The sequence below is a fragment of the Bosea sp. NBC_00550 genome (genome assembly GCF_026020075.1).
Classification (GTDB): Bacteria; Pseudomonadota; Alphaproteobacteria; order Rhizobiales; family Beijerinckiaceae; genus Allobosea.
The window spans coordinates 4,668,779-4,691,195 of sequence record NZ_CP102772.1 but is presented as its reverse complement, the minus strand read 5'-3'; the positions used below and the strand labels follow the sequence as shown (position 1 = coordinate 4,691,195).

The window sequence follows — 22,417 nt, the reverse complement described above, 5'->3', positions numbered from 1 at the left end:
CGGCCGTGAGTGCAACGCAGACGCCTCTCTACGGCTGGTACGGCGACGATTTCACCGGCTCGACCGATACGCTGGCGACGCTGGCCGAGCGTGGTTTCCGCGCCCTGCTCTTCCTGCGGCAGCCGAATGAGGCGCAACTAACCGCTGCCGGCCCGCTCGATGCGATCGGCATCGCCGGGGCGAGCCGGGCCATGGCGCCGAAAGCGATCACGGCGGAACTGACGGAGATCGGGCGCTTCTTCGCCGGGCTCGGCGTCGGGCTGATGCATTACAAATGCTGTTCGACCTTCGACAGTGCGCCTGACGTCGGCAGCATCGGCGCGGCGGTTACGGCACTGAGGCCCTTCTTTCCGAACCCGCTGGTGCCGATTCTCGGGGGCCAGCCCAATCTCGGGCGCTTCTGTCTGTTCGGGAACCTGTTCGCGGCGGGCGGCGACGGCACGATCCACCGCATCGACCGGCACCCGACCATGAGCCGCCACCCGGTGACGCCGATGGCGGAAGCCGATCTGCGCCGGCACCTCGCCGCGCAGGGGCTCGAAGATATCGGCCTCGTCGATTACCGCGCTTATGCCCATGGCTCGGCCGCATTGTCCCATGCACTCTCGGACGGAAAGCCCGCCATTCTCTTCGACGTCGCGACCGAAGCCGATCTCGCGGCGATCGGTGGGTTGCTTGCGTCCTCGCTGGGGAATGGTCCGATGCTCGCTGTGGGAGCCAGCTCGGTCGCGCGCGCCTTCGCGGCTGGGCACGAGAGGGAGCTGGCTGTCGCACCTCATCCGGATGCGAAGCGTCGCGGGTCGGGCCCGGCCCTCGCCCTCGTCGGCAGCCTGTCGCCGGTGACGCGCGCGCAGGTCGAAGCCGCAAGAGGCTATGCGATGCTGCCCGTCGATGCCGGGCGGCTGCTATCGGACGAGAGCTATGCTGCGGAGTTGCGCGCAGCCGCCCTGTCAAAACTAGCTAAGCGCGATGTGATGTTGGTGACGGAACAGCCCGCGGGTGCTCCGACCGCAGCCGGCGCGGTTGCCAAAGCAACTGGGGCATTGCTCTCGGCAATCATCGCCGAGACCGATCTCGGCCGGCTCATCGTCGCGGGCGGCGATACCTCGACCATGGCGATCCGATCACTGCCGATATGGGGCTTGTCCTATCGCGGGCCGTGCGTTCCCGGCGCGCCGCTCTGCCGTGCTCATTCCAACTATCCGCGCCTCGATGGACTCGAGATCGTGCTGAAGGGTGGGCAGATGGGTCCGCCGGGCTTCTTCAACGACGAGGCACGCGCGGAAGTCGGCTGAAGCGAGCTGATTTCCCTCGGAACTGCTCCGTCATTCCGGGGCTTCGCTGCAGCGAAGAGCCCGGAACCCAGAATCGATGCCGTTTTCACGAAAAGGCACAGTCGGGCCAGCGCTCGAATTCATGACGGTATCGGTTCTGGGTTCCGGGCTCAGGCCTGCGGCCTGCCCCGGAATGACGCCGTGGTTCCGTGCAAATTCAACGCAACCTAACCCGGCAGGCAGCCATCGGTGCCGGCGCCGCAGACCAGCGCGCAGACTTTCGTTCCGGCGGTGAGCGCGACTCGCCCGGACTGGAGCGCCGCCAGCGCCGCCGCGCCCGACAAATCTGCCGCGATGCCGAATTCGAACCAGAGCGACTTCGCCGCCTGCTCCATCTCGCCATCGGTCACCAGCACGATCTCGTCGACATTGCGGGCCGTCGCTTCATAGATCGCCTGATCGGTCTGGCGGCAGGACATGGTGGCGACGCGGGTCTCCAGCTTGTCGAGCGCGACGAGGCGGCCGGCGGCGAGGCAGGCATGCAGCGTCGGCGATCCCACCGGCTCGATGCCGATGATGCTGGTCTGCGGCCGCAGCGCCTTCACCGCCGTCGAGAGGCCGGTGATCAATCCGCCGCCGCCGATGGCGACGAGGACGACGTCGACATCAGGCATGTCGTCGAGGATATCGAGGCCGAGCGTACCCTGCCCCGCCACGACGACCGGATCGCTGAAGGGATGGGCATAGGTCGCGCCGGTCTTGGCGGCATGGGCGAGCGCGGCCGCATTGGCGTCGTCCCAGATGTCGCCGACGATATGGACGTCCGCGCCCCAGTCGCGCAGCTTGGCGATCTTGTCCGGCGCGGCATTGGACGGCAGGAAGATGGTCGCGGGCACGCCGAGCACATGGGCCGAGCGGGCGATGGCGAGGCCGTGATTGCCGCCCGAGGCCGTGACGACGCCGCGCGCCAGCTCGTCCTTCGACAGGGTCAGCAGCCGGTTCATCGCGCCGCGCGCCTTGAAGGAGCCGGCCGCCTGCAGCAGCTCAAGCTTCAGCGTGACGTCGCCGCCGAAATCGGTGCCGCGCGTCTTGGCATAGGGCAGCGTCGGGGTGCGGCGGATATGCGGCGCGATCCGCTGGCGGGCGGCGCGGATGTCGTCGAGCGCGATCATGACAGGGTTCCGCGATAGGGCGCCGCGACGATGAGGCAGCAATTGCCCGGCTTCACCCGCCCCGGCTGGCGCCGGCCGTAGAGGATGCCGTCGGCGGCGTAATGCAGCGTCTCGGGCGGACGGGTCGGGTCCCAGGTGCAATGGATGCGGCCGGCCGGCTCGCCGGCGCTGACCTTCGTGCCGTTGGCGTGGAACGGCTCGAAGATGCCGTCCGCCGTCGCATAGACGTAAGCCGAGATGCCGGGCAGTTCGAGGATCTGGCCATCGCCGCGCTTCGGCTCGGGCTTCTCCCGGACGACGACGCCGAGATGATCCAGCACATTGGACACACCGCGCCGGCAGACCTGGAGCGCGTCGAGCGAGACCGTACCGCCGCCGGCCATCTCCGTACCGACCGTGACGAGCCCGGCCCGGCAGGCGGCGGCAGTCGCGGTGCGCGGCTCGCCCAGATTGCTGATGACGACGATCATCGGCGCGTCGAAGGCCTGCACCGCTGCGACATTGCGCTTGTGCAGGGCGGGATCGTCGGTCGGCTCGACGATGGCGCTCGGGATGATCTCCAGCGAGGAGCCGCCGGAATGCAGGTCGAGGAAGGCGTCGCCGATCGGCAGGATGTGGTCGCTGACGAAGGCCGAGATCTGCTGGGTGATGGTGCCGCGCGGATCGCCCGGGAACGTGCGGTTGAAGTTCAGCCCGTCGACCGGCGAGGTGCGCTGACCGGCGACGACGGCATGGACATTGTTCGCCGGCATCAGGATGAGCCGGCCCTGGACACGTCCGGGATCGAGATCGCGGATCAGGTCGCAGATCGTGATCGGCCCCTCATATTCGTCGCCATGGTTGCCGCCTTCCATGATCACGGTCGGGCCGGTGCCGTTCTTGATCACGGCGATGGGCACGCGCGTCACGCCCCAGGCATCGTCATGCGGCGAATGCGGGATCATGAGGAAGCCGGCTTGCTTGCCCTCCCGGTCGAGATCGACGGTGAGGAAGGCGCTGGACGGGCGCGGGGCGGGCTTGGGGCGCGAGGAACTGGTCATGGCGGGCTCGATGAGACGTGGCTTGGAAGCCTCCCCAGGAAGGAGAGGCACGAGACAAGCCGTCATGCTCGGGCTAACCCCGAGCATCTCCGGCCGAGTGAGGCGCCGACCAGCGCCTTCTGGTCAGGAAATTCTCGGGTCTTCGCTACGCTTCGCCCGAGAATGACGGATGTCGGCTCGACTACAGCGTCGGCAGCGGGTCCATCGGAATGTCCAGATACTTCCGGTGGAGCCGGTCGAGCTCGCCGTTCATCGCGTTGAAGAAGATGAAGCCGTCGAGCCAGCGCACCAGGTTATGCTGGTCCATCTGCACGCCCATATGGGCCGGGCTGCGGCGGATGACGAATTTGCGCTCGAACTCCTTGTTCGGGTTCTGCTTGGCGAGCGCCTGCGCCACGATCGAGTTGGTGGCGAGCAGATCGGCCTGACCGGTGATGTAGGCGGCAGCGGCCGTGGCATCGTCCTCGGTGCGCATCAGGCTGGCCTTCGGCGCGGAGGCCGAGATGGCGAGCTCCTGCGTCGTGCCCTTGGCGGCGGCGACGCGGGCGGAGCCGATCGTCTCCGGGCTGCTCACCGTCGAATTCTTGGCGCCGTAGACCGCCAGGAAGGTGTTCGCGTAGGGCGCGGTGAACTGGATCTGCTTGGCGCGCTCCGGGGTCAGGCCCATCACCGAGATGACGATGTCGACCTTGTCGGTCAGCAGGAACGGGATGCGGTTGGCGCCGGTGATCTGCTGCATCTCGAGCTTCACGCCGAGACCCTTGGCAACCATCTCCGCCATCTCGATGTCGAAGCCGATCGGCTTGCGGTCCGCATCCTGGGCGCCGAAGGGCGGCGCGTCGAGCGGCACGCCGATGCGCACGACGCCCTTGGACAGGATGTCCTGGAGCTTGTCGGCCTTGGCCTCGGCGGCGCCGAAGGCGGCGACGGCCAGGGCGGCTAAACCTGCGAACAGTGAACGCATCGTCTTCTCTCCCCTCGTTGATGTCGGTTCTTGGTTCCGCCTCAGTGCAGGACAGCGCTGAGGAAGGTCTGGAGTTCCGGCGTCTTCGGCTCGGCCAACACGGCGGCCGCCGGTCCCTGTTCGTGGATGCGCCCCTCATGCATGAAGACGACGCGCGAGCCGAAGCGGCGGGCGAAGCCCATCTCGTGGGTCACCAGGATCATGGTCATGCCCTCCTGCGCGACGGATTCGAGGACCTTGAGCACCTCGCCGGTCAGTTCCGGATCGAGCGCGGAGGTGACCTCGTCGAACAGCATCAGCTTCGGCCGCATGGCGAGCGAACGGGCGATGGCGACGCGCTGCTGCTGGCCGCCGGAGAGCTGGGAGGGATAGGCGTCGAGCTTGTCCTCCAGCCCGACGCGCGCCAGCACCTCGCGCGCCACCTCGCGGGCGGCCTGCGGCGCCTGCTTCTTCACGACGCGTGGTGCCAGCGTGATGTTGTCGCAAACCGAGAGATGCGGGAACAGGTTGAAGCTCTGGAAGACGATGCCGACCTCCTGGCGTAGCTTGCGCAGATTGGTGTTGGGATCGTTGACCTGTGTGCCGTCGACACGGATCACACCGGCCTGCACCGGTTCCAGCCCGTTGATGCAGCGGAGCATGGTGCTCTTGCCCGAGCCCGAGCGGCCGATCACGGCGATAATCTCGCCCTTGGCGACGTCGAGCGTCACATCCTTCAGCACCTGAACGGCGCCGTAACTCTTGTTGATTCCGTGGATTTCAACGAGCGACATCGAGCTTCCGCTCGATCGAGCGGCTCCATTGCGTGAGAGGGAAGCACATCGCGAAATAGATCGCGGCGACGGTGATGTAGACCGCGAAGGGCTTGTAGGTGCCGGCGGCCGTGAGCTGGCCTTCGCGCGTCAGCTCGACGAAGCCGATCGTCGCGGCGAGCGAGGTGTTCTTGATGAGCTGCACGAGGAAGCCGACCGTCGGCGGGATGGCGACGCGGATCGATTGCGGCACGATGACGTGGCGCAGCTGTTCCCAGAGCGAGAGCCCGAGCGAGGCGCCGGCCTCCCACTGCGTCCTGGCGATCGAGACCAGCGCGCCGCGCCAGATCTCGCCGAGGAAGGCGCTGCCATAGACCGAAAAGGCGGTCGCGGCGGCGAGCCAGGGATTGACCGAGATGCCGATGAGCGGCAGGCCGAAGAATATGACGAAGAGCCAGACCAGCAGCGGCGTGCCCTGGACGATGTGGATATAGGCCGCCGCGAGCCAGCGCAGCGGCGCGACGGGCAGGATGCGCGCGATGGCGAGGACGATGCCGATCAGCGAGGCGCCGATGAAGGCCGTCGCGGTCAGGGCGAAGGTCCAGCGCGCCGCCGCTATCAGGTACATGACGTCGATGAGGCCGAATTCGCGGATCATCGCCTGACGAACGCCCAGTAATAGATGCCTGCGAACAGGCCGCGGAAGGCGAAGGCGAGCCCGAGATAGAGCACGCCGATGACGGTGTAGACCTCGAAATCGCGGAAGGTGCGCGACTGCACGATAGAGGCGGCGTGGAAGAGATCTTCGACCGAGATCTGCGAGACGACGCTGGTCGCCAGCATCAGCAGTACGAACTGGCTGGCGAGCGCCGGGAACATCGCCTTCAGCGCCGGGAACATCACGACATAGCGGAAGACCTGCAACCCGGAGAGGCCGAGTGAATGGCCGGCCTCGACCTGTGCCTTCGGGATCGCCTCCAGCCCTGCACGAACGATCTCGGTGGTGTAGGCGCCGAGATTGACGATGAGCGCGATGATCGCGGCGGTGAAGCCGTCAAGCCGCAAGCCGAAGCTGGGCAGGCCGAAGAAGATCAGGAAGAGCTGCACCAGCAGCGGCGTGTTGCGGATGACCTCGACATAGGTTCCGACGGCACGACGCAGCCAGGCCGGGCCATAGACGCGGGCCGCCGCGCAGGCGATGCCGATGACGAGGCCGCCGATCATCGCCGCCGCCGACAGGAGAAGCGTGATCCAGACGCCGTCGAGGATCGATTCCCACGCGGCGAAGACGTCGCGGAACTGCAGCCCGTATTTCATGCCCTGCCGCCTCGCGGGCGATTTCCGCTGCCGCCCCGGCGCGCGATATGATCCGGCAATCGCACCATACGCCTCCCCTTTACGAGGAGGCTAGGTTCGTTTCTTATTTGATGTCAAGCTTCATATATGAAACAGGAAAGCATGAGCGACCTGCCGGACTCGGAGAGCGGAGATAAAAGCACCTACGCGGCTCCCGCCCTGGAGAAAGGGCTCGACATCCTCGAGCTCCTCGCCGAGGCCGGCGAGCCCTTGTCGACGCGCGAGATCGCGGAGCGCCTGGCACGCTCGAAGAGCGAGATCTTCCGCATGGTCTTCGTGCTGCAGCAGCGCGGCTATCTTGCCCGCGAGGCCGGAACCGACCGCCTCGCCCTGTCGCGGCGGCTGTTCGACCTCGGCATCCGCACGCCGGGCGGGCGCCAGCTCACGTCGATCGTGCTGCCGCTGATGGAGCGCTTCAGCGAGGAAAGCGGACTGGCCGCGCATCTGGTCGTGCTGAGCCGGGCGCAGACCGTTGTGCTCGCGACCACCTCCGGCCATCTCGACGCCAGCGTGATCGTGCGGCCGGGCTATGGGCGGCCGGCGCTCGATGCCAATTCCGGCCTGCTCATCCTCGCCTTCCAGAGCGAGGTGCGGCGCCGGCAATTGATGAAGGAGGCCTCCGAGGCCGACCGGGACAGGCTGGAGAGCGAGGACATGCTCCGCACCTTCGCCGAGATCCGCGCCAGCGGCCATCGCGTCGCGCCCAGCCGCGACATCATGGCGGTGACCGACATCGCCTGCCCGGTGATCGGGCCGGGCGGCCATGCCGAAGCGGCGATCCTGGTGCCCTGCCTGCAGCGCCATGGCATCGCGACGGACGAGCAGGCGATCCTGCTGGCGCTGGAAGCCTCCTGCCGGGAGGCCGGTTCGCAGCTTTCGCTGTAGCGAGCCCTTTCGACCGCGGAAGACGCTGGCGCGCTAAGCCGCCAGCCCGCCATTCTCCTCGATGAAGCCGACGATCTCGTCGAGGCCGATGCGGCGGTTCATGTCGGTGAAGACGAAGGGCCGCTCGCCGCGCTGCTTCTGCGTATCCGAGCGCATCACATCGAGATTCGCGCCGACATAGGGAGCGAGGTCGATCTTGTTGATGATCAGCAGGTCCGAGCGGGTGATGCCCGGCCCGCCTTTGCGCGGGATCTTCTCGCCGCCGGCAACGTCGATGACGTAGAGCGTGAGGTCGGCGAGATCGGGCGAGAAGGTCGCGGCGAGGTTGTCGCCCCCGGATTCGATGAAGACCACGTCGAGATCGGGAAAGCGTCGGCGCATTTCGGCGATGGCCGCGAGGTTGATCGAGGCGTCCTCCCGGATCGCGGTATGCGGGCAGCCGCCGGTCTCGACGCCGAGGATGCGCTCCTCCGGCAGAGCCTGCAGCCGGTTGAGGATCAGCTCGTCCTCCTTGGTGAAGATGTCGTTGGTGACGACCGCGACGGAATAGCGATCACGCATCGCCTTGCAGAGCTTCTCGGTCAGCGTCGTCTTGCCGACGCCGACCGGGCCGCCGATGCCGACGCGAAGCGGGCCATTGGAGGATTTCACGAGCGGAACACCCTGGAATACTGCGTTTCGTGGTTCATCGACATGATGTCGGCGAGGACCGTGCAGGAGCCGAGATCGTCGAGCGTCGAGCCGGCTGGACGCTGCGCGGTGCGCAGGATGACCGCCTCCAGCGCGGCGAGCGTGCCGACGCCGTCGCGCTGCCCGAGCGGGACCAGCCTGACGCAGGCCTGGATGAGGTTCGAGGCGAAGGCGTGGAGGTAAGCGACCAGCGCATCCTCAAGCTTGACCTGATGGCGCGCGGCAGCCGCACCGACCGCGACCGGATAGGTGATCGCCCCCTCCCCATTCGTCGGCCGCTCGCCGCCCCAGGCCGCCATCGCATCGACGAAGGCGCCGCCCTGCAACGTCGTCTCCATATGCCGCTCGCGCGAGCCCGCCATGGCCTCGGCAAGTTCGGCGACCTCCTCGATGCCGTCGCCGGCCGCGGTGCAGCGCCAGGCCTCGGCCAGCAGCACTGCATCGTTCCAGCCGGAACCACGATCGAGCAGCGCTTCCAGCCAGCCGGTCAGGCTGAGCCTGTCGCTGATCAGCCCGTCATGGATCGCGCGCTCCAGGCCGTGGCTATAGGCGAAAGACCCGACCGGGAAGGCCGGGGACAACCAGGTCATCAATCGGGAGAGCGCGACCGGATCAGTCATGATGATGGTGGTGGCCGTGCGCGTGATCGTGGTCGTGGTCGTGGTGATGACCATGGTCATGCCCGTGAGCATGATAGGCGCCGTGCACGGGCTGGAAGCGCGCGACGACCTCGCCGACAGCAGCGCCGAGCCCTTCCAGCATGGCGCGGATGACGTGGTCGCGCTGGATCAGGATGCGGTCCGCGTCGATCTGCGCCGGCAGATGGCGGTTGCCGAGATGCCAGGCGAGATGGCGCAGCGGGCAGGCCCCGCCGGGCCTGACCTCGTAGAGCTCCTCCTCCGCCGCCGCGATCGCGACCGTGCGGCCATCATCCAGCACGAGCCGGTCGCCATCGGCGAAGAGCACGGGTTCCGGCAGATCGACCATGATCTTCTCGCCCTGATCGGTGGTGACGAGCTTGCGGCGCAGATGGCGCGCGGCATGGTCGAGCCGGATCGTGCCGGCGGGCTCGCCGCCACCGCCGTGGCTATGGGAAATGGCGCGGAGCATGATCGGCCTCAGAACAGGAAATAGCGCTGCGCCATCGGCAGCACGGTCGCGGGTTCGCAGGTCAGCAATTCGCCGTCGGCGCGGACCTCGTAGGTCTCGGGATCGACCTCCATATGCGGCGTCGCGTCGTTGAGGACCATCGAGGCCTTGGAGATGCCGCCGCGCGTGTTCTCCACCGCGAGCATGCCCTTGGCGACGCCAAGCTTTTCGCGCAGCCCGTTCGCGATCGCGGCCCCGCTGACGAAGGTCACCGACGACATGGCAGGCGCCCGGCCGAGTGCGCCGAACATCAGGCGGTAATGCATCGGCTGCGGCGTCGGGATCGAGGCATTGGGGTCGCCCATGGGAGCGGCCGCGATCATGCCGCCGACCAGCACCATTTCCGGCTTCACGCCGAAGAAGGCTGGGTTCCAGAGCACGAGATCGGCGCGCTTGCCGACTTCGATCGAGCCGACATGCCGGGACAGCCCCTGCGCAATGGCGGGGTTGATCGTGTATTTCGCGATGTAGCGGCGCACGCGCAGATTGTCGTTGTCGCCGGTCTCTCCGGGCAGGCGCCCGCGCTGCAACTTCATCTTGTGCGCGGTCTGCCATGTCCGGATTGGCACCTCGCCGACGCGGCCCATGGCCTGGCTGTCGGAGGAGATGATCGAGAAGGCGCCGATGTCGTGCAGGATGTCCTCGGCCGCGATCGTCTCCTTGCGGATGCGGCTCTCGGCGAAAGCGATGTCCTCGGGGATCGAGGGCGACAGGTGATGGCAGACCATCAGCATGTCCAGATGCTCGGCAATGGTGTTCAGCGTATAGGGCCGGGTCGGGTTGGTGGAGGACGGGATGACGTTCTTGAGCCCGCAGACCTTGATGATATCGGGCGCATGGCCGCCGCCGGCGCCCTCGGTGTGGAAGGCGTGGATGGTGCGGCCCTTGAAGGCCGCGACCGTATCCTCGACGAAGCCGCTTTCGTTCAGCGTGTCCGTGTGGATCATCACCTGGACGTCGTGATCGTCGGCGACCGCGAGGCAGTTGTCGATCGCGGCCGGCGTCGTGCCCCAATCCTCGTGGAGCTTCAGCGCGCAGGCGCCGCCCTCGATCATCTCGATCAGCGCGGCCGGCTTCGAGGCATTGCCCTTGCCGGAGAGGCCGAGATTGATGGGCACCGCGTCGAAGGACTGGATCATCCGGCCGAGATGCCAGGGGCCGGGCGTGCAGGTCGTCGCCAGCGTGCCATGGGCCGGGCCGGTGCCGCCGCCGAGCATGGTGGTGATGCCCGCCATCAGCGCTTCGTCGATCTGCTGCGGGCAGATGAAGTGGATGTGCGCATCGACGCCGCCGGCGGTGAGTATCTTGCCCTCGCCGGCGATCGCCTCGGTGCCCGGGCCGATGATGATGGTGACGCCGGGCTGGGTGTCCGGGTTGCCAGCCTTGCCGATGGCGACGATGACGCCGTCCCTCAACCCGACATCGGCCTTAACGATGCCCCAGTGATCGACGATCAGCGCGTTGGTGATGACGGTATCGACCGCGCCCTCGGCGCGGCTCGCCTGGCTCTGGCCCATGCCGTCGCGGATGACCTTGCCGCCGCCGAACTTCACCTCCTCGCCATAGATCGTGAAGTCCTTCTCGACCTCGATGATCAGGTCTGTATCGGCGAGGCGGACCCGGTCGCCGACCGTCGGTCCGTACATCTGGGCATAGGCGGCGTGGGAGAGCGTGGCCGGCATCAGAGTTTCCCCATCACCTTCTGCTGGAAGCCGTAGACGGCCCGCCCGCCGCCGAGTGGCACGAGGCGGACCTCGCGCTGCTGGCCGGGCTCGAAGCGCACGGCGGTGCCGGCGGCGATGTCGAGCCGCATGCCGCGCGCGGCGGCACGGTCGAAATCGAGCGCTGCGTTGGTCTCAAAGAAATGGTAGTGCGAGCCGACCTGGATCGGCCTGTCGCCGGTATTGGCGACGAGCAGGGTCACCTGCGCCGCCCCCTCGTTGAGGACGATGTCGCCGGCAGCGGGGAAGACCTCTCCGGGGATCATCGCGTCAGGCTCCCGCGACCAGCCAGAGGCCGCCGAGCGCGGTCAGGCCACCGGCGACGCGCGCCGCCATGCGCCCGCGATGCGAAAGCGCATTGCCGGCAAAACCGACGCCGACGCCGACCGCATGCAGCAGCGCCGTCGCCAGCGCGAAGCCGACCATGAAGGACGTGCTGGTCGCCTCGCCCAGTTCGCCGCCATGGGCATAGCCGTGGAACAGCGCGAAGAAGCCGACCACCGCCATGCCGACCGGCGTCGGCACCTGCAGCGCGACGAGCGCGAGCAGGCCTAGCACGACGACGGAGGCGGCGATCACCGGCTCGACGAAGGGCAAACCGATGCCCGCCAGCGCCGCGGCGAAGCCGAGCATCATCGTGACGACGAAAGCGAGCGGGATCGCCCAGATCGCGCGCCCGCCGACAAGGAACGCCCAGAGGCCGACGCCGACCATCGCCAGGATATGGTCCACGCCGAAGAGCGGATGCGAGAAGCCGGCCGCAAACGAGCCATGCTCGGCCGGGTTGAGATGGGCGAAGGCCGGGCTCGCGGCACCAACGCTCAGGATCAGGGCGATCGACAGTCTCTTCATGGCAGCCTCTGTGTCGGGACGTCAGCGGATCGGTTCATGGACGGTGACGAGCTTGGTGCCGTCGGGAAAGGTCGCCTCGACCTGCACGTCGTGGATCATCTCGGCGACGCCTTCCATGACCTGCGCCCGGCCGACGACATGCGCCCCGGCTTCCATCAGCTCGGCGACGCTGCGGCCATCGCGCGCGCCTTCGACGACGAAATCCGAGATCAGCGCGATCGCTTCGGGATGGTTCAGCTTGACGCCGCGCTCGAGCCTGCGGCGCGCCACCATGGCGGCCATCGAGATCAAGAGCTTGTCCTTCTCGCGCGGTGTCAGGTTCATGCCGTCATCCTAGAGTTTCCGGGCCTTGCTAGAGTTGCCAGACCTTGGGCAGCGAACGGCCGCCCATCAGCAGGGTCAGCAGCGGCTCCAGCCGCCGCCGCAGAGCGAGCCCGGTTTCCTCGACCAGCCGCGCCAGGAACTTGCCGTTCCACGCGCTGGCGCCGCCGGCTGGTCCAATGATGGATCGGGCGGACTCAAGAAAGCGCTCGGGTGCGGCCCCAGTGAACAGCACCGTCGCCATGGCGCGCCGGCCGGCCATAACCGCCTGCGGCGCCATGCGCGCGGCGATATCACCCTCGAAACGCAGATCGTCGGCGAAGATCAGCCGCCCGTCGCGACGCACCCGCCAGCGATCATGCAGCAGCCCGCTGCGCAGCGTCTCGCCCATCGCCATCCGGCCGAACAGCACGGCCTCGACCGCGACCAGCTCGGCATCACCCTCAAGATCGGCGTCGAGCCGGCGCGAGAGGCGGCCGCCATCGAACAGGATGGTCTCCTGCGGCAGCCAGGCGAGACGCGCGCCGGCCGAGACGCGCAGATGATTGGTGAGCGTCGCATCCGGCCCCGTCGAGCGATAGACACGCTCGCAGGCCTGCGTGGTCACGCAAGCGGCGGTATCCGCACCGAGATTCACCTCGGTGGCCAGCCGATCGCCGCCCGTCAGGCCGCCTGCGGTGTTGATGAGGATCGCCTGCGGATCGTCGACGCCCAGCGTCTTGGGCAGGCGGATCTTGGCGCAGCCATCCTGGAAGAGACGTTCGAGACGCGTCGTCCCGTCCAGCGACCGAAAACTCACGCCGGCATGACCGACGGCACGCTGCATCCGTGGCGGTCCGGCGCCCTGCATCGCCGCACTATCGGCAGCCAACAACATGTTCAACGCCGCTTCCGCTTCGGGACGAACGTCTCAGCTTCGCCCCCCACCGCATCGATGCCCAGCATCATGCGGATCGCAAGCCGCACAGCTCTTCCCCTATCGCGATCCCGCCAAGCAACACGCACGCCGCCTTCCCCTCTGCTGCCGAAAAAAGACGCAAGTGATATGCCAGCCGGGAAAGCTCGATGTCATTGCGATCAGAGTGGCTCGTCCGCGGCAAAGGATTGATCGGCCCGCGCCGGCTGGCGGGCGCGTTTGCACTGCGCTTCAGTGCCATCACCTGCATTCAAAAGCGGCAGGAGGCACCGACCATTCGGTCCTCAGCTGGCCGAGGCCATCGATGACGCCATCCAAGAAACTGATTTGCACAATAAAGCGGCATCAATCGCCCGCTTTGCGAGCCAAACCCTCAGGGGTGCTCAACCGATCATCACCGCCAAGGCGCGCCGGCCTCGTTCAATCCGAACGCCTCTGTCGGCACGGCGCTTCCCGGTCTATGCCCGTAGCAGACGAGGCGATTCCCATCGGAGCGCCTATCGTCGCAATATCCCGAGCGCCTTCCGCAGCGCCGGAGACGAGGAGATCACCATGGAGATCATGCGCGCCGGCTCCCGGCCGTCCGGGAAGGGACCGGCCGACTGGTTCACCGGATCGGTCCGGATCGACCCGCTCTTCAATCCGCATGCGCCAGAGCGCGTGCAGGGCGCCAGCGTCACCTTCGAGCCCGGCGCGCGGACGGCCTGGCACACCCACCCGCTCGGCCAGACGCTGGTCGTCGTCAGCGGTGCCGGCCGGGTGCAGCGCTGGGGCGGGCCGATCGAGGAGATTCGACCGGGCGACGTGGTCTGGTTTCCGCCCGGCGAAAAGCACTGGCATGGCGCGGCGCCGGCAACGGGCATGACCCATATCGCCATTCAGGAAGCCGAGAACGGCAAGGTCGTCGAATGGTTGGAGCAGGTCTCGGACGCCCAGTACGGCGGCTGATCGCCGCCCAATCGACCCAGCCTGACTAGGTCCTACCGCGAACGGGACGATGACGCCTCAGCCTTCCACCCTTTTGCGCGAGCCGCGCCATGCCCTCGTCGAGGCTCCGACGCCGGTCCAGAGGCTGCGCCGTTTCGAGGAGAAGCTCGGCCGGCCCGGCGTCTACATCAAGCGCGACGACCTGATGGAGATCGCGCTCGGCGGCAACAAGCTGCGGAGCCTCGAATACTGGCTGGGCGCTGCGCTGCGCGAGAAGGCCGATACCTTCTAGTCGGAGGCGGTGCGACCTCCAATCTCTGCCGCCTCACGGCCGCGGCTGCCTCGCTCGTCGGTCTCGACTGCATCGTCCTGCACAATGCGCCGGATACGCCGGAGAATCGCGAGCGCTCCTTCCTGAACCGACTGTTCGGCGCCGAGCTGCGCTTTATCGGAGCGGTCGATGAAAGCCAGCGCAACGCAGCGCTCGCCGAAGCGGCGGCGGAACTCGTGCGTCAGGGGCGGAAGCCCTACATCGTTGGCGACCCCGTGCTCGGCGCGATGGGCTATGTCCGGGCCGCCTTCGAACTGCATGAACAGTCGCAGCGGGAAGAGGCACCGATCCGGCACGTCTTTCTCGCGGGCTCGATGGGGCCGACAGAGGCCGGCTTCATCTTCGGCAATGCCCTGCTCGGGCATCCCTTCCAGGTCCATCTCGTCAGCGTCGAATACGAGCGAGCGGAGCTGGAGGAGCATGTCCGGCGCATCTATGAGGGCCTGCGCGACCGGACGGGGCTCGATGTCGCGCCTCTCGATGCGGCGCCGCCGCAGTATCACATGGAGCATCTCGGCGGCGGCTGGGGCGTGCCGACCCCGGCCTCGGAAGCCGCCATCCTGGCCTTCGCCCGCACCGAGGGCATCCTCATCGAGCATGTCTATACGGCGAAGACCTGTGCCGGCTTCGTCGAGGCGCTCACCGAGGGCCGGATCGCCGTCGGCGAGCCGGCCTGCGTGATCCATACCGGCGGCACCGCCGCATTGTTCTCGCAGTTCGGATCGTTCAGGACGGTGACGTAGCGTCTGCCCGCTTGACGCGCCTCGGCGCCGCCCTATGGTGCCGGTCGATCGAGGTTCTCCGGGTCGCACCCCGGAGCTAAGAGGGAATTCGGTGAGGCGCCTTTCGCCGAAGCCGAGGCTGCCCCCGCAACTGTAAGCGGCGAGCCTTCCGTCCATCGTCCACTGGTGCCCCGCGCACTGGGAAGGCCGGGCGGATCAGGCGTCGACCCGCGAGCCAGGAGACCTGCCGCGATCGCGAGACGTCTTTCGGGCGGGGTGTTCCGGAGGGATGCGCGTCGGCGGCGTCCCCAGACCCCGCATCCGGCCGTATCCGCCCAGACTCCCCGCGCTCATTCGGGGAGCGATGAAATCCATGTCCACGATATCCGCTGATGCCGCCGCGCAGGCCGCACGTCACTTGACGCGCCCGCGTCGCGCGACCTATGAGAAATGCAACATTGTTACACTTGATGTCCGTTGCGCCGGGGCCTCGCTGCTCCGCTGCCGTGACGCCCTCTCCAAGCCGGTCCCGTTCATGCGTCGTGCCTTCCAGTTCGTTCCCGCCTTGCTCGCCGCGGCCGCCGGCAGCGTCCTCTTCGCCGCCGCCGCCTCGGCAGCTCCGACGCAGTATCCACTGACGCTGGAGAACTGCCGGGAGACGATCACCTTCGCCGCCCCGCCCAAGCGCATCGTCGCGCTCGGACAGACCCAGACGGAAATCCTTTATGCGCTCGGCCTCGGCGACCGTGTCGTCGGCACCGCCGTCTGGTTCTCGCCGGTCGCCAAGTCCTATGAGGCCGTCAACGCCAAGGTGAAGCGCCTCGCCGACAACGACCCGAGCTTCGAGGCCGTCGTCGGCCAGGAGCCAGACCTCGTCACCGCGATGTTCGAATGGCATCTCGGGCCGAACGGCATCGTCGGCAAGCGCGACCAGTTCCACAAGGTCAAGGTGCCGACCTATGTCTCGCCGACCGATTGCGTCGGCAAGGACAATTCCGGCCCCGGCGACGGCGTGCGCACGCAGATGTTCTCGATGGAGCTGGTCTATCGCAACATCCGCGAGTTCGGGCAGATCTTCGACGTTTCCGACCGCGCCGAGAAGCTCGTCGCCGAGCTCAAGGCGCGCGAGGACAAGGCCGTCGAGCAGGTCGTGAAGCTGAAGGCGCAGGACGTGCCCGTGGTCGTCTGGTTCTCCAGCAAGGACATCAAGGGCGACGGCTTCATGGCCGGCAAGAACGGCGTGCCGGCCTATATCCTGTCGCAGCTCGGGGCGCGCAACATCATCACCACCAACGAGGAATGGCCGCTGGTGGGCTGGGAGAGCATCGCCGCCGCCAACCCGGCCGTGATCGTCACGGTCAGGATGGACCGCCGCCGCTTCCCGGTCGACGATATCGAGAAGAAGCTCGAATTCCTGAAGACGGATGCCGTCGCCAGCAAGCTCGACGCGGTGAAGAACAACCGCGTCGTCATCATCGACGTCGGGGCCACTCGCGCCGGGCTCGATACGGTCGATGGCATCGAGACGCTCGCCAAGGCGATCGCGAGCTTCGGCATCGCCCCTTGAGCCACGCCGCCCACGGTCCGAACTGGCCGGCGCGGATCGGTCTCGCGCTGCTGTCGCTGCTGGCACTCACCTTGTCGGTGGCGCTGGCGGTGACGATCGGCGAGATGGCGATCCCGTTTCAGGTCGCCGTCAAGGCGCTCGGCAACGGGCTGTTCGACCTCGACCTGCCGGTCAGCGCGATCCAGCAGGGCGTGATCTTCGACTATCGCCTGAGCCGGGCATTGATGGCCGGATTGTGCGGCGGGGCGCTCGCGCTTTCCGGCGCGATCCTGCAGGCGCTGCTGCGCAATCCGCTGGCCGAGCCCTATATCCTCGGCATCTCCGCCGGCGCCTCGACCGGTGCCGTCGCGGTGCTGATCCTCGGCATCGGCATCGGCGGCGTGGCGATCAGCCTGTCGACAGGCGCCTTCATCGGCGCCTGCGCGGCGCTGGCAGCCGTCGCTTTGCTCGCGACGGGGGCGGGCGGCGCCAGCGACCGCGTCATCCTGGCCGGCGTCGCGACCTCGCAGCTCTTCAACGCCGCGACGGCAACCATCGTCACGACACTCGCCAGCGCCGAGCAGGCGCGTGGCGTCATGTTCTGGCTGCTCGGCAATTTCGGCGGCGTGCGCTGGCCGGATCTATGGATGGCGGCGCCGGTCGCCCTGCTCGGCTTCGGCGTCTGCATGCTGCACGCCAAGGCGCTCGACGCCTTCGCCTTCGGCGTCGACGCCGCCGCCTCGCTCGGCATCGCGGTTCTGCGCGTGCGGATCGTGCTGTTCGCGACGACGGCGGTGATGACCGCCGCCATGGTCAGCATCGTCGGCACGGTCGGTTTCGTCGGCCTCGTCATCCCGCACGCCGCGCGTTTCCTCGTCGGCTCTGGCCATGCCCGCCTGCTGCCGGCCTGCCTCGTGATCGGCGCGGTCTTCATGATCCTCGCCGACATCCTCTCGCGCGTGTTGGTACCGCAGCAGATCCTGCCGATCGGCGTCGTCACCGCCCTGTTCGGGGCGCCGGCCTTCGCGCTGATCCTCTATCGCGCCAGGAGACCTGCGTGAGGAAGCCGGCATGACGCTCGCGACGCAGGACGTGCGCTGGAGCGCGGCCGGAAGGATGATCGTCGACGGTGTGACGCTCGCGGCGGCGCCGGGGCGCATCCTCGGCCTGATCGGCCCCAACGGCTCCGGCAAGTCGAGCCTGCTCAGGCTGCTCTGCCGATTGCGCAAGGTGGCGAGCGGCGTGGTGACGCTCGACGAGCGCGACATCGCGAGGGTGCCGCGACGCGAACTGGCACAGCGGCTCGCCTTCGTCGAACAGCAGGCGACGACCGAGATCCAGCTCTCCGTCTGCGAGGTCGTCCGCCTTGGCCGCACGCCGCATCGCGCCGCGCTCGCCTCGTGGAGCGCAGCCGACGAGGCCGCCGTCAGCGAAGCGCTGGTGCGGGTGGGCCTCGAAGACCGGCATGACCAGCCCTGGCACACGCTCTCGGGCGGGGAGCGCCAGCGCGTCCATATCGCGCGGGCGCTGGCGCAGGAGCCGAGCGAGCTGATCCTCGACGAGCCGACCAACCATCTCGACATCCAGCATCAGCTCTCGATCCTGACGCTGATCCGGCGGCTCGGCATCACCTGCATCGTCGCGCTGCACGACCTCAACCTCGCCGCTCTGTTCTGCGACGAGATCGCGCTCTTGCATCATGGCCGGTTGCTGGCGGCGGGAACGCCGGAAACCGTGCTGACGGAAGAGACCATCCGGACCGTGTTCGGCGTGGCCGTGGCGATCAAGCCCGACCATGCCGGGCGCCGGCATATCGAATACCTGGTCGACCTCGATCGGGACCAGCCGGGAGCGTGACTGGGGGTGTGCAGGAGCGTGCTTATCCAGCTCGGAACCACGCCGCTATCCCGGGCTTGACCCGGGATCCATGCCAGCGCGCTACCGATCAAGGTTCAGGCATGGATCCCAGATCTGCGCTTCGCTCCGTCCGGGATGACATGTATTTCGAGCAATAAGCGCCAGGTTCAGCGGCCGGAATTCAGCGCCTCTTCAGCGTAGCGGGCGACCAGGCGCTTCTGGATATCCGTCTCGGGGCCCGAGCCGGCGGCGGCGATCGCGCTGATCGCCGCATCCCCGCTCAGGCCGAGCGCGACCAAGATGCAGGTCGCGACCATGCCCGTCCGCCCGATGCCGGCGGCGCAGTGGACGAACAGCGCCGTCCCCGCCTTCAGGTCGCGTGCAGCCTCTTGCGCGAGGGTCTTCAAGCCGCCGCCATCCTCGGGAACGCCGAAATCGCCGATCGGAAAGCTTGTGACGGGGATGCCGAGATCGCCCTGCCGTGCGGCATAGTCCGGCGACTTCAGCCGGATTTCGTCCGATGGCGTCAGGCAGATCACGCGGGCGATCCCCTGCCGCTGCAGATCTGCCAGATCGTCCGCCAGCGACCGCAAACGGCCCGGCATCGGTCCGAGCCAGAGCTTGCCGGCGATTTCGGCGGGCAGATCGACGCGTCGCATGAAGCCCGAACCGGCATTGCTCATTCCGCTTCCTCCGACCCTCAGGCGATGAGCGCATTCGCCTGAACGGCCATGACACGCTCCTCATTGGCGGGAATAACGAGAACCTTGAAATTCCCGAGGAAAGCAAGGCGCTCGAGGATGGCGTCCCGGACCGGCGCGGCATGCTCGCCGATGCCGCCGGTGAAGACGAAGCCGTCGATGCCAGCCATGGCAGCGGCCATCGCGGCGCCGAACTGCGCGACCTTCAGCGCGAAATAGTCGAGCGCGAAACGCGCCTGCGGATCGTCGCTCGCGAGCAGCGTCTCGACATCGTTGCTCAAGCCGGAAAGACCGAGCAGGCCCGACTGCTCGTAGAGGGTGTTCGAGACCTCCTCCGCACTCATCCCAAGGCTCTGGAACATGTAGAGCACGGCGCCGGCATCGAGCGCGCCACTTCGGGTGCCCATGGGCAAGCCGTCGAGCGCGGTCATCCCCATGGTCGTGTCGATGCTGCGGCCGCCCCGGATGGCGCAAAGGCTCGCGCCATTGCCGAGATGGGCGGCGACAACGCGCCCGGCGTGGAGATCGGGATGCTGCTCGGCCAGCACCATCTCCAGCCATTGATAGGACAGGCCGTGGAAGCCGTAGCGGCGGATGCCCTTGTCGCGCAGCCCCTGTTCGAGCGCGAAATTATGGGTGAGCGGATCGTGCCCGGCATGGAAGGCGGTGTCGAAACAGGCGATGTTGGGCACGTCGCCCATCAGGCGCTGCGCCGCGGCAACGGCAGCGAGATTGTGCGGCTGATGCAGCGGCGCCAGCGGCGAGAGCGCTTCCAGCGCAGCGAAGACGGCCGGCGTCACCACGACGGGATCGGCATAGGTCTCGCCACCATGGACGATGCGATGCGCGACGGCCTGCATCCGCCAGCCATCGTCATGGCGATCGACGAAGGCGAGGACGGCGGAGAGCGCCGTGTCGTGGTCGCAGGCCTGCGGCAGCGCGATGCGCTCGCGCCTGCCGTCGGCAAGGCTTGCATCCATCGCGGGCTCGGCTTCGCCGAGGCGCACCGCCTTGCCGCGGGCGAGCACGCCGAGGTCGTCGCTGCGGAAGACCTGGAATTTGAGGCTGGAAGACCCGGCGTTGAGGACGAGGATCGTATCGATCACTTGATCCGCCCCGTGCGGCGCGCATCGGCCAGGAGCACGGCCAGAACGCAGGAGAGCAGCCGCGCACGCAGATTGTCGGCCCGGCTGGTGAGGATGATCGGCACGCGCGCGCCGAGCACGATCCCGGCGGCATCGGCGCCGCTCAGGAAGGTGAGCTGCTTGGCCAGCATGTTGCCGGCCTCGATCTCAGGCACGAGCAGGATGTCGGCATGGCCGGCAACGACGGAGACGATGCCCTTTTCCTTCGCCGCCGCGGCGCTGATCGCGTTGTCGAAAGCGAGCGGCCCGTCGACGACGGCATCGGTGATCTGGCCGCGCTCGGCCATCTTCGAGAGCGCGGCGGCGTCGAGCGTCGCCGGCATATGCGGGTTGACGGTCTCGACCGCCGCGAGGACGGCGACTTTCGGCAGATCGTCGAGGCTGCCCAGAGCGACATGCCAGAGATTGACGGCGTTCTGGACGATGTCGGCCTTGGTAGCGAGATCCGGCGAGATGTTGACCGCCGCATCGGTGATGATGAAGGGCTTGGGATAGCTCTCGATATGCATCACGAAGGCATGGGAAATGCGCCGCTCGGTCCGCAACCCGGAATCGGCCCGTACGACGGCACCCAGAAGCTCGTCGGTATGCAGCGAGCCTTTCATCAGCGCGCCGAGCTCGCCGCCCGCCGCCAATGCGACGGCCTTCGCCGCGGCCTCGTGACTATGCTCGGTGTCGACGAGCTCCCAGGGCGAGATGTCGATGCCGGCCTCCCGCGCGGCAGCGTGGATGCGGGCGGCCGGGCCGATCAGGACCGGTTCGATCAACGCCTCGCCGGCCGCATCGGCCACCGCTTCGATCACATTGGCCTTGACGGGATGGACCACGCCCGTGCGCACCGCCGGGAGATCCTGGCAGCGGCCGAGCGCGAGCTGGAGATATTCGGAAGCGGACAGCGTCGTCATGGCATCTAATCCTGTTCCGCGATCCAGCGGGCGATCCCCGGCCAGGTTTCGCCCAGCGTCTTGCGGCCCATGAACAGGCCGATATGGCCGCCGGGCACCAGCTTCTTCTCGACCTTCTTTCTCGGCGTGCCGACGAGATCCTCCGCCGCGAAGACCTGCTCGCTGGTGGTGATGTCGTCCGCCGCGCCAGCGAGGAGATAGACCGGGCAGGTCACATCCTTCAGGCTCAGGCGCCGGCCGAGCCCGACGAACTCACCCTTGGCGAAGCGGTTTTCCTTGAAGATCTGCTCGATGGCCTGGAGATAGTAGACGCCAGGCAGATCGAGCGGGTTCTCGTACCAGGCCGCGAAGGTCTCGGTCCGGTCGAGATAGTTCCTGTCGGCGAGATTCTGGTAGAGCCGGATGAACTTGTCGACGTAGTGCTCCTCCGGATGCATGTTCTTCCAGCCGGCGAGCATGAAACGGCCCGGCATCAGCCCGCGCCCGAGCCGCACCATGTCGCGATAACTCTTCAGCGGCATGGTCTGCGCCATCTGCTTGATCGGTCCATCGCCCGCATCGGCATCGATCGGAGAGCCCGCCAGCACCAGCGACCTGACCTTGCCCGGAAAGCGGGCCGCCAGCATCGCGCTCAGCCAGCCGCCCTGGCAGAGGCCTACCAGATGCACGACACCGCCAAGATCGTCGATCGCGGCATTCAATTCGGCGAGATAGGTGTCGATGCTGAAATAGCGCATCTCCTGCGTCGCAGGCTTCCAGTCGGTGACGAGGGCGTGGTCGATGCCGTTCGAAAGCATCGTCTCGACGAGGCTCTGGCCCTTGTCGTAGTCGGCGATGGTCGCGCCGTGCCCGGCATAGGGCGCGTCGATCAGCACGGGAACGCCGTCTGCACGAGGCTTGCCGAATTCGCGCAATCGCATCGTCTGAAGGTCGAGGCGCACCGTGTTGGGCGTGGCCCAGTCCGGCGGCGGCGGGCGGGTGATCTTCACCGCCTCGGAGAGGAAATCGAGATTGCGCTCGGTCAGGCGCAAGGCGGCATCGACGGGCCAGAACCAGGGCAGGCTGAGTTCGGCGGGGCGGTCTGCGGCGAGTTGCGCGGCAGGCGTCGTCTTCTTGCGGGCGGTCATAAGCGGATCCAGATCTCCTCCCGTCAGCTCGGACACTAGGAAGCCGACAGGGCGATGACAACCG

At 67.5% G+C, this 22,417-nt stretch carries 27 protein-coding genes and 1 riboswitch; of the genes, 8 read left to right on the top strand and 19 right to left on the bottom strand.

Annotated features, from left to right (window positions below; all coding sequences use genetic code 11):
- Positions 1-5 precede the first annotated feature (5 nt).
- On the top strand, positions 6-1,295 hold the full coding sequence (locus tag NWE53_RS22370) for a four-carbon acid sugar kinase family protein (RefSeq protein WP_265051545.1): 1,290 nt from the start codon (positions 6-8) through the stop codon (positions 1,293-1,295).
- A 206-nt stretch (positions 1,296-1,501) separates the two neighbouring features.
- Here NWE53_RS22370 and NWE53_RS22365 read toward each other — a convergent pair whose 3' ends face one another.
- From NWE53_RS22365 to NWE53_RS22340, 6 genes are all read right to left on the bottom strand, one after another.
- Positions 1,502-2,446, bottom strand: a complete 945-nt coding sequence (locus tag NWE53_RS22365) for a threonine ammonia-lyase (RefSeq protein WP_265051544.1) — start codon at positions 2,444-2,446, stop codon at positions 1,502-1,504.
- A complete protein-coding gene (locus tag NWE53_RS22360) occupies positions 2,443-3,486 on the bottom strand; it encodes a succinylglutamate desuccinylase/aspartoacylase family protein (RefSeq protein ID WP_265051543.1) in 1,044 nt (347 codons plus the stop codon). Before NWE53_RS22360 ends, NWE53_RS22365 begins: the two co-directional genes overlap by 4 nt.
- 181 nt (positions 3,487-3,667) lie before the next feature.
- Complete coding sequence (locus NWE53_RS22355) at positions 3,668-4,450, bottom strand: transporter substrate-binding domain-containing protein (RefSeq protein WP_265051542.1); 783 nt, start codon at positions 4,448-4,450, stop codon at positions 3,668-3,670.
- Between the two features lie 41 nt (positions 4,451-4,491).
- Positions 4,492-5,223: an amino acid ABC transporter ATP-binding protein gene (locus NWE53_RS22350; RefSeq protein WP_265051541.1), complete on the bottom strand. Its 732-nt coding sequence runs from the start codon at positions 5,221-5,223 to the stop codon at positions 4,492-4,494.
- Positions 5,210-5,860 carry an amino acid ABC transporter permease gene (locus tag NWE53_RS22345; protein ID WP_265051540.1) on the bottom strand — a complete coding sequence of 217 codons (651 nt, stop codon included), beginning with the start codon at positions 5,858-5,860 and terminating at the stop codon, positions 5,210-5,212. The genes NWE53_RS22350 and NWE53_RS22345 overlap by 14 nt, the downstream gene beginning before the upstream one ends.
- A complete protein-coding gene (locus NWE53_RS22340; RefSeq protein WP_265051539.1) occupies positions 5,857-6,519 on the bottom strand; it encodes an amino acid ABC transporter permease in 663 nt (220 codons plus the stop codon). Before NWE53_RS22340 ends, NWE53_RS22345 begins: the two co-directional genes overlap by 4 nt.
- Positions 6,520-6,660: 141 nt before the next feature.
- On the opposite strand from NWE53_RS22340, the gene NWE53_RS22335 reads away from it, so the two are divergent.
- On the top strand, positions 6,661-7,443 hold the full coding sequence (locus tag NWE53_RS22335; RefSeq protein WP_265051538.1) for an IclR family transcriptional regulator: 783 nt from the start codon (positions 6,661-6,663) through the stop codon (positions 7,441-7,443).
- Between the two features lie 33 nt (positions 7,444-7,476).
- On the opposite strand, the gene ureG is transcribed toward NWE53_RS22335, so the two are convergent.
- The 9 genes from ureG to NWE53_RS22290 form a co-directional block, all read right to left on the bottom strand.
- The gene (gene ureG / locus NWE53_RS22330) at positions 7,477-8,094 is read right to left on the bottom strand and encodes an urease accessory protein UreG (RefSeq protein ID WP_265051537.1); all 618 of its coding nucleotides are present in this window, start codon (positions 8,092-8,094) and stop codon (positions 7,477-7,479) included.
- Positions 8,091-8,825, bottom strand: a complete 735-nt coding sequence (locus tag NWE53_RS22325) for an urease accessory protein UreF (RefSeq protein WP_442864877.1) — start codon at positions 8,823-8,825, stop codon at positions 8,091-8,093. Before NWE53_RS22325 ends, ureG begins: the two co-directional genes overlap by 4 nt.
- Positions 8,746-9,243: an urease accessory protein UreE gene (locus NWE53_RS22320; RefSeq protein WP_265051536.1), complete on the bottom strand. Its 498-nt coding sequence runs from the start codon at positions 9,241-9,243 to the stop codon at positions 8,746-8,748. Before NWE53_RS22320 ends, NWE53_RS22325 begins: the two co-directional genes overlap by 80 nt.
- A gap of 8 nt (positions 9,244-9,251) precedes the next feature.
- A complete protein-coding gene (gene ureC, locus NWE53_RS22315) occupies positions 9,252-10,964 on the bottom strand; it encodes an urease subunit alpha (RefSeq protein ID WP_265051535.1) in 1,713 nt (570 codons plus the stop codon).
- Positions 10,964-11,269, bottom strand: coding sequence for an urease subunit beta (locus NWE53_RS22310; RefSeq protein WP_265051534.1), 306 nt, complete (start codon positions 11,267-11,269; stop codon positions 10,964-10,966). The genes ureC and NWE53_RS22310 overlap by 1 nt, the downstream gene beginning before the upstream one ends.
- Positions 11,270-11,273: 4 nt before the next feature.
- Positions 11,274-11,855, bottom strand: coding sequence for a HupE/UreJ family protein (locus tag NWE53_RS22305; protein WP_265051533.1), 582 nt, complete (start codon positions 11,853-11,855; stop codon positions 11,274-11,276).
- Between the two features lie 21 nt (positions 11,856-11,876).
- A complete protein-coding gene (locus NWE53_RS22300) occupies positions 11,877-12,179 on the bottom strand; it encodes an urease subunit gamma (protein WP_265051532.1) in 303 nt (100 codons plus the stop codon).
- 28 nt (positions 12,180-12,207) lie between these two features.
- On the bottom strand, positions 12,208-13,053 hold the full coding sequence (locus tag NWE53_RS22295) for an urease accessory protein UreD (protein WP_265054978.1): 846 nt from the start codon (positions 13,051-13,053) through the stop codon (positions 12,208-12,210).
- A gap of 67 nt (positions 13,054-13,120) precedes the next feature.
- Positions 13,121-13,333, bottom strand: coding sequence for a hypothetical protein (locus NWE53_RS22290; protein ID WP_265051531.1), 213 nt, complete (start codon positions 13,331-13,333; stop codon positions 13,121-13,123).
- A 311-nt stretch (positions 13,334-13,644) separates the two neighbouring features.
- Here NWE53_RS22290 and NWE53_RS22285 point away from each other — a divergent pair, with 311 nt between their 5' ends.
- The 6 genes from NWE53_RS22285 to NWE53_RS22260 all read left to right on the top strand — a co-directional run bounded on the left by NWE53_RS22285 (position 13,645) and on the right by NWE53_RS22260 (position 18,475).
- Complete coding sequence (locus tag NWE53_RS22285) at positions 13,645-14,040, top strand: (R)-mandelonitrile lyase (protein ID WP_265051530.1); 396 nt, start codon at positions 13,645-13,647, stop codon at positions 14,038-14,040.
- Positions 14,041-14,089: 49 nt separating this feature from the next.
- Positions 14,090-14,311 (top strand): hypothetical protein, encoded by a 222-nt coding sequence (locus tag NWE53_RS22280; protein ID WP_265051529.1) that lies wholly within the window; start codon positions 14,090-14,092, stop codon positions 14,309-14,311.
- A complete protein-coding gene (locus tag NWE53_RS22275; protein WP_320109584.1) occupies positions 14,266-15,093 on the top strand; it encodes a 1-aminocyclopropane-1-carboxylate deaminase/D-cysteine desulfhydrase in 828 nt (275 codons plus the stop codon). The genes NWE53_RS22280 and NWE53_RS22275 overlap by 46 nt, the downstream gene beginning before the upstream one ends.
- Positions 15,094-15,127: 34 nt before the next feature.
- Positions 15,128-15,338: riboswitch (cobalamin riboswitch) on the top strand.
- 269 nt (positions 15,339-15,607) lie between these two features.
- Entirely contained in the window at positions 15,608-16,639 is a 1,032-nt protein-coding gene (locus NWE53_RS22270) for an ABC transporter substrate-binding protein (RefSeq protein WP_265051528.1), read from the top strand.
- Positions 16,636-17,679, top strand: coding sequence for a FecCD family ABC transporter permease (locus tag NWE53_RS22265; protein WP_265051527.1), 1,044 nt, complete (start codon positions 16,636-16,638; stop codon positions 17,677-17,679). Before NWE53_RS22270 ends, NWE53_RS22265 begins: the two co-directional genes overlap by 4 nt.
- 10 nt (positions 17,680-17,689) lie before the next feature.
- Positions 17,690-18,475 carry an ABC transporter ATP-binding protein gene (locus NWE53_RS22260; RefSeq protein WP_265051526.1) on the top strand — a complete coding sequence of 262 codons (786 nt, stop codon included), beginning with the start codon at positions 17,690-17,692 and terminating at the stop codon, positions 18,473-18,475.
- 167 nt (positions 18,476-18,642) lie between these two features.
- Here the strand turns inward: NWE53_RS22260 and NWE53_RS22255 are convergent, their stop codons facing one another.
- The 4 genes from NWE53_RS22255 to NWE53_RS22240 are packed head-to-tail and all read right to left on the bottom strand — an operon-like array spanning position 18,643 to position 22,353.
- Entirely contained in the window at positions 18,643-19,158 is a 516-nt protein-coding gene (locus NWE53_RS22255) for a protein-tyrosine phosphatase family protein (RefSeq protein WP_265051525.1), read from the bottom strand.
- Positions 19,159-19,175: 17 nt separating this feature from the next.
- A complete protein-coding gene (locus NWE53_RS22250; RefSeq protein WP_265051524.1) occupies positions 19,176-20,282 on the bottom strand; it encodes an acetate/propionate family kinase in 1,107 nt (368 codons plus the stop codon).
- On the bottom strand, positions 20,279-21,226 hold the full coding sequence (locus tag NWE53_RS22245) for a bifunctional enoyl-CoA hydratase/phosphate acetyltransferase (RefSeq protein ID WP_265051523.1): 948 nt from the start codon (positions 21,224-21,226) through the stop codon (positions 20,279-20,281). Before NWE53_RS22245 ends, NWE53_RS22250 begins: the two co-directional genes overlap by 4 nt.
- 5 nt (positions 21,227-21,231) lie before the next feature.
- On the bottom strand, positions 21,232-22,353 hold the full coding sequence (locus tag NWE53_RS22240; RefSeq protein ID WP_265051522.1) for an alpha/beta fold hydrolase: 1,122 nt from the start codon (positions 22,351-22,353) through the stop codon (positions 21,232-21,234).
- Between the last annotated feature and the right edge of the window lie 64 nt (positions 22,354-22,417).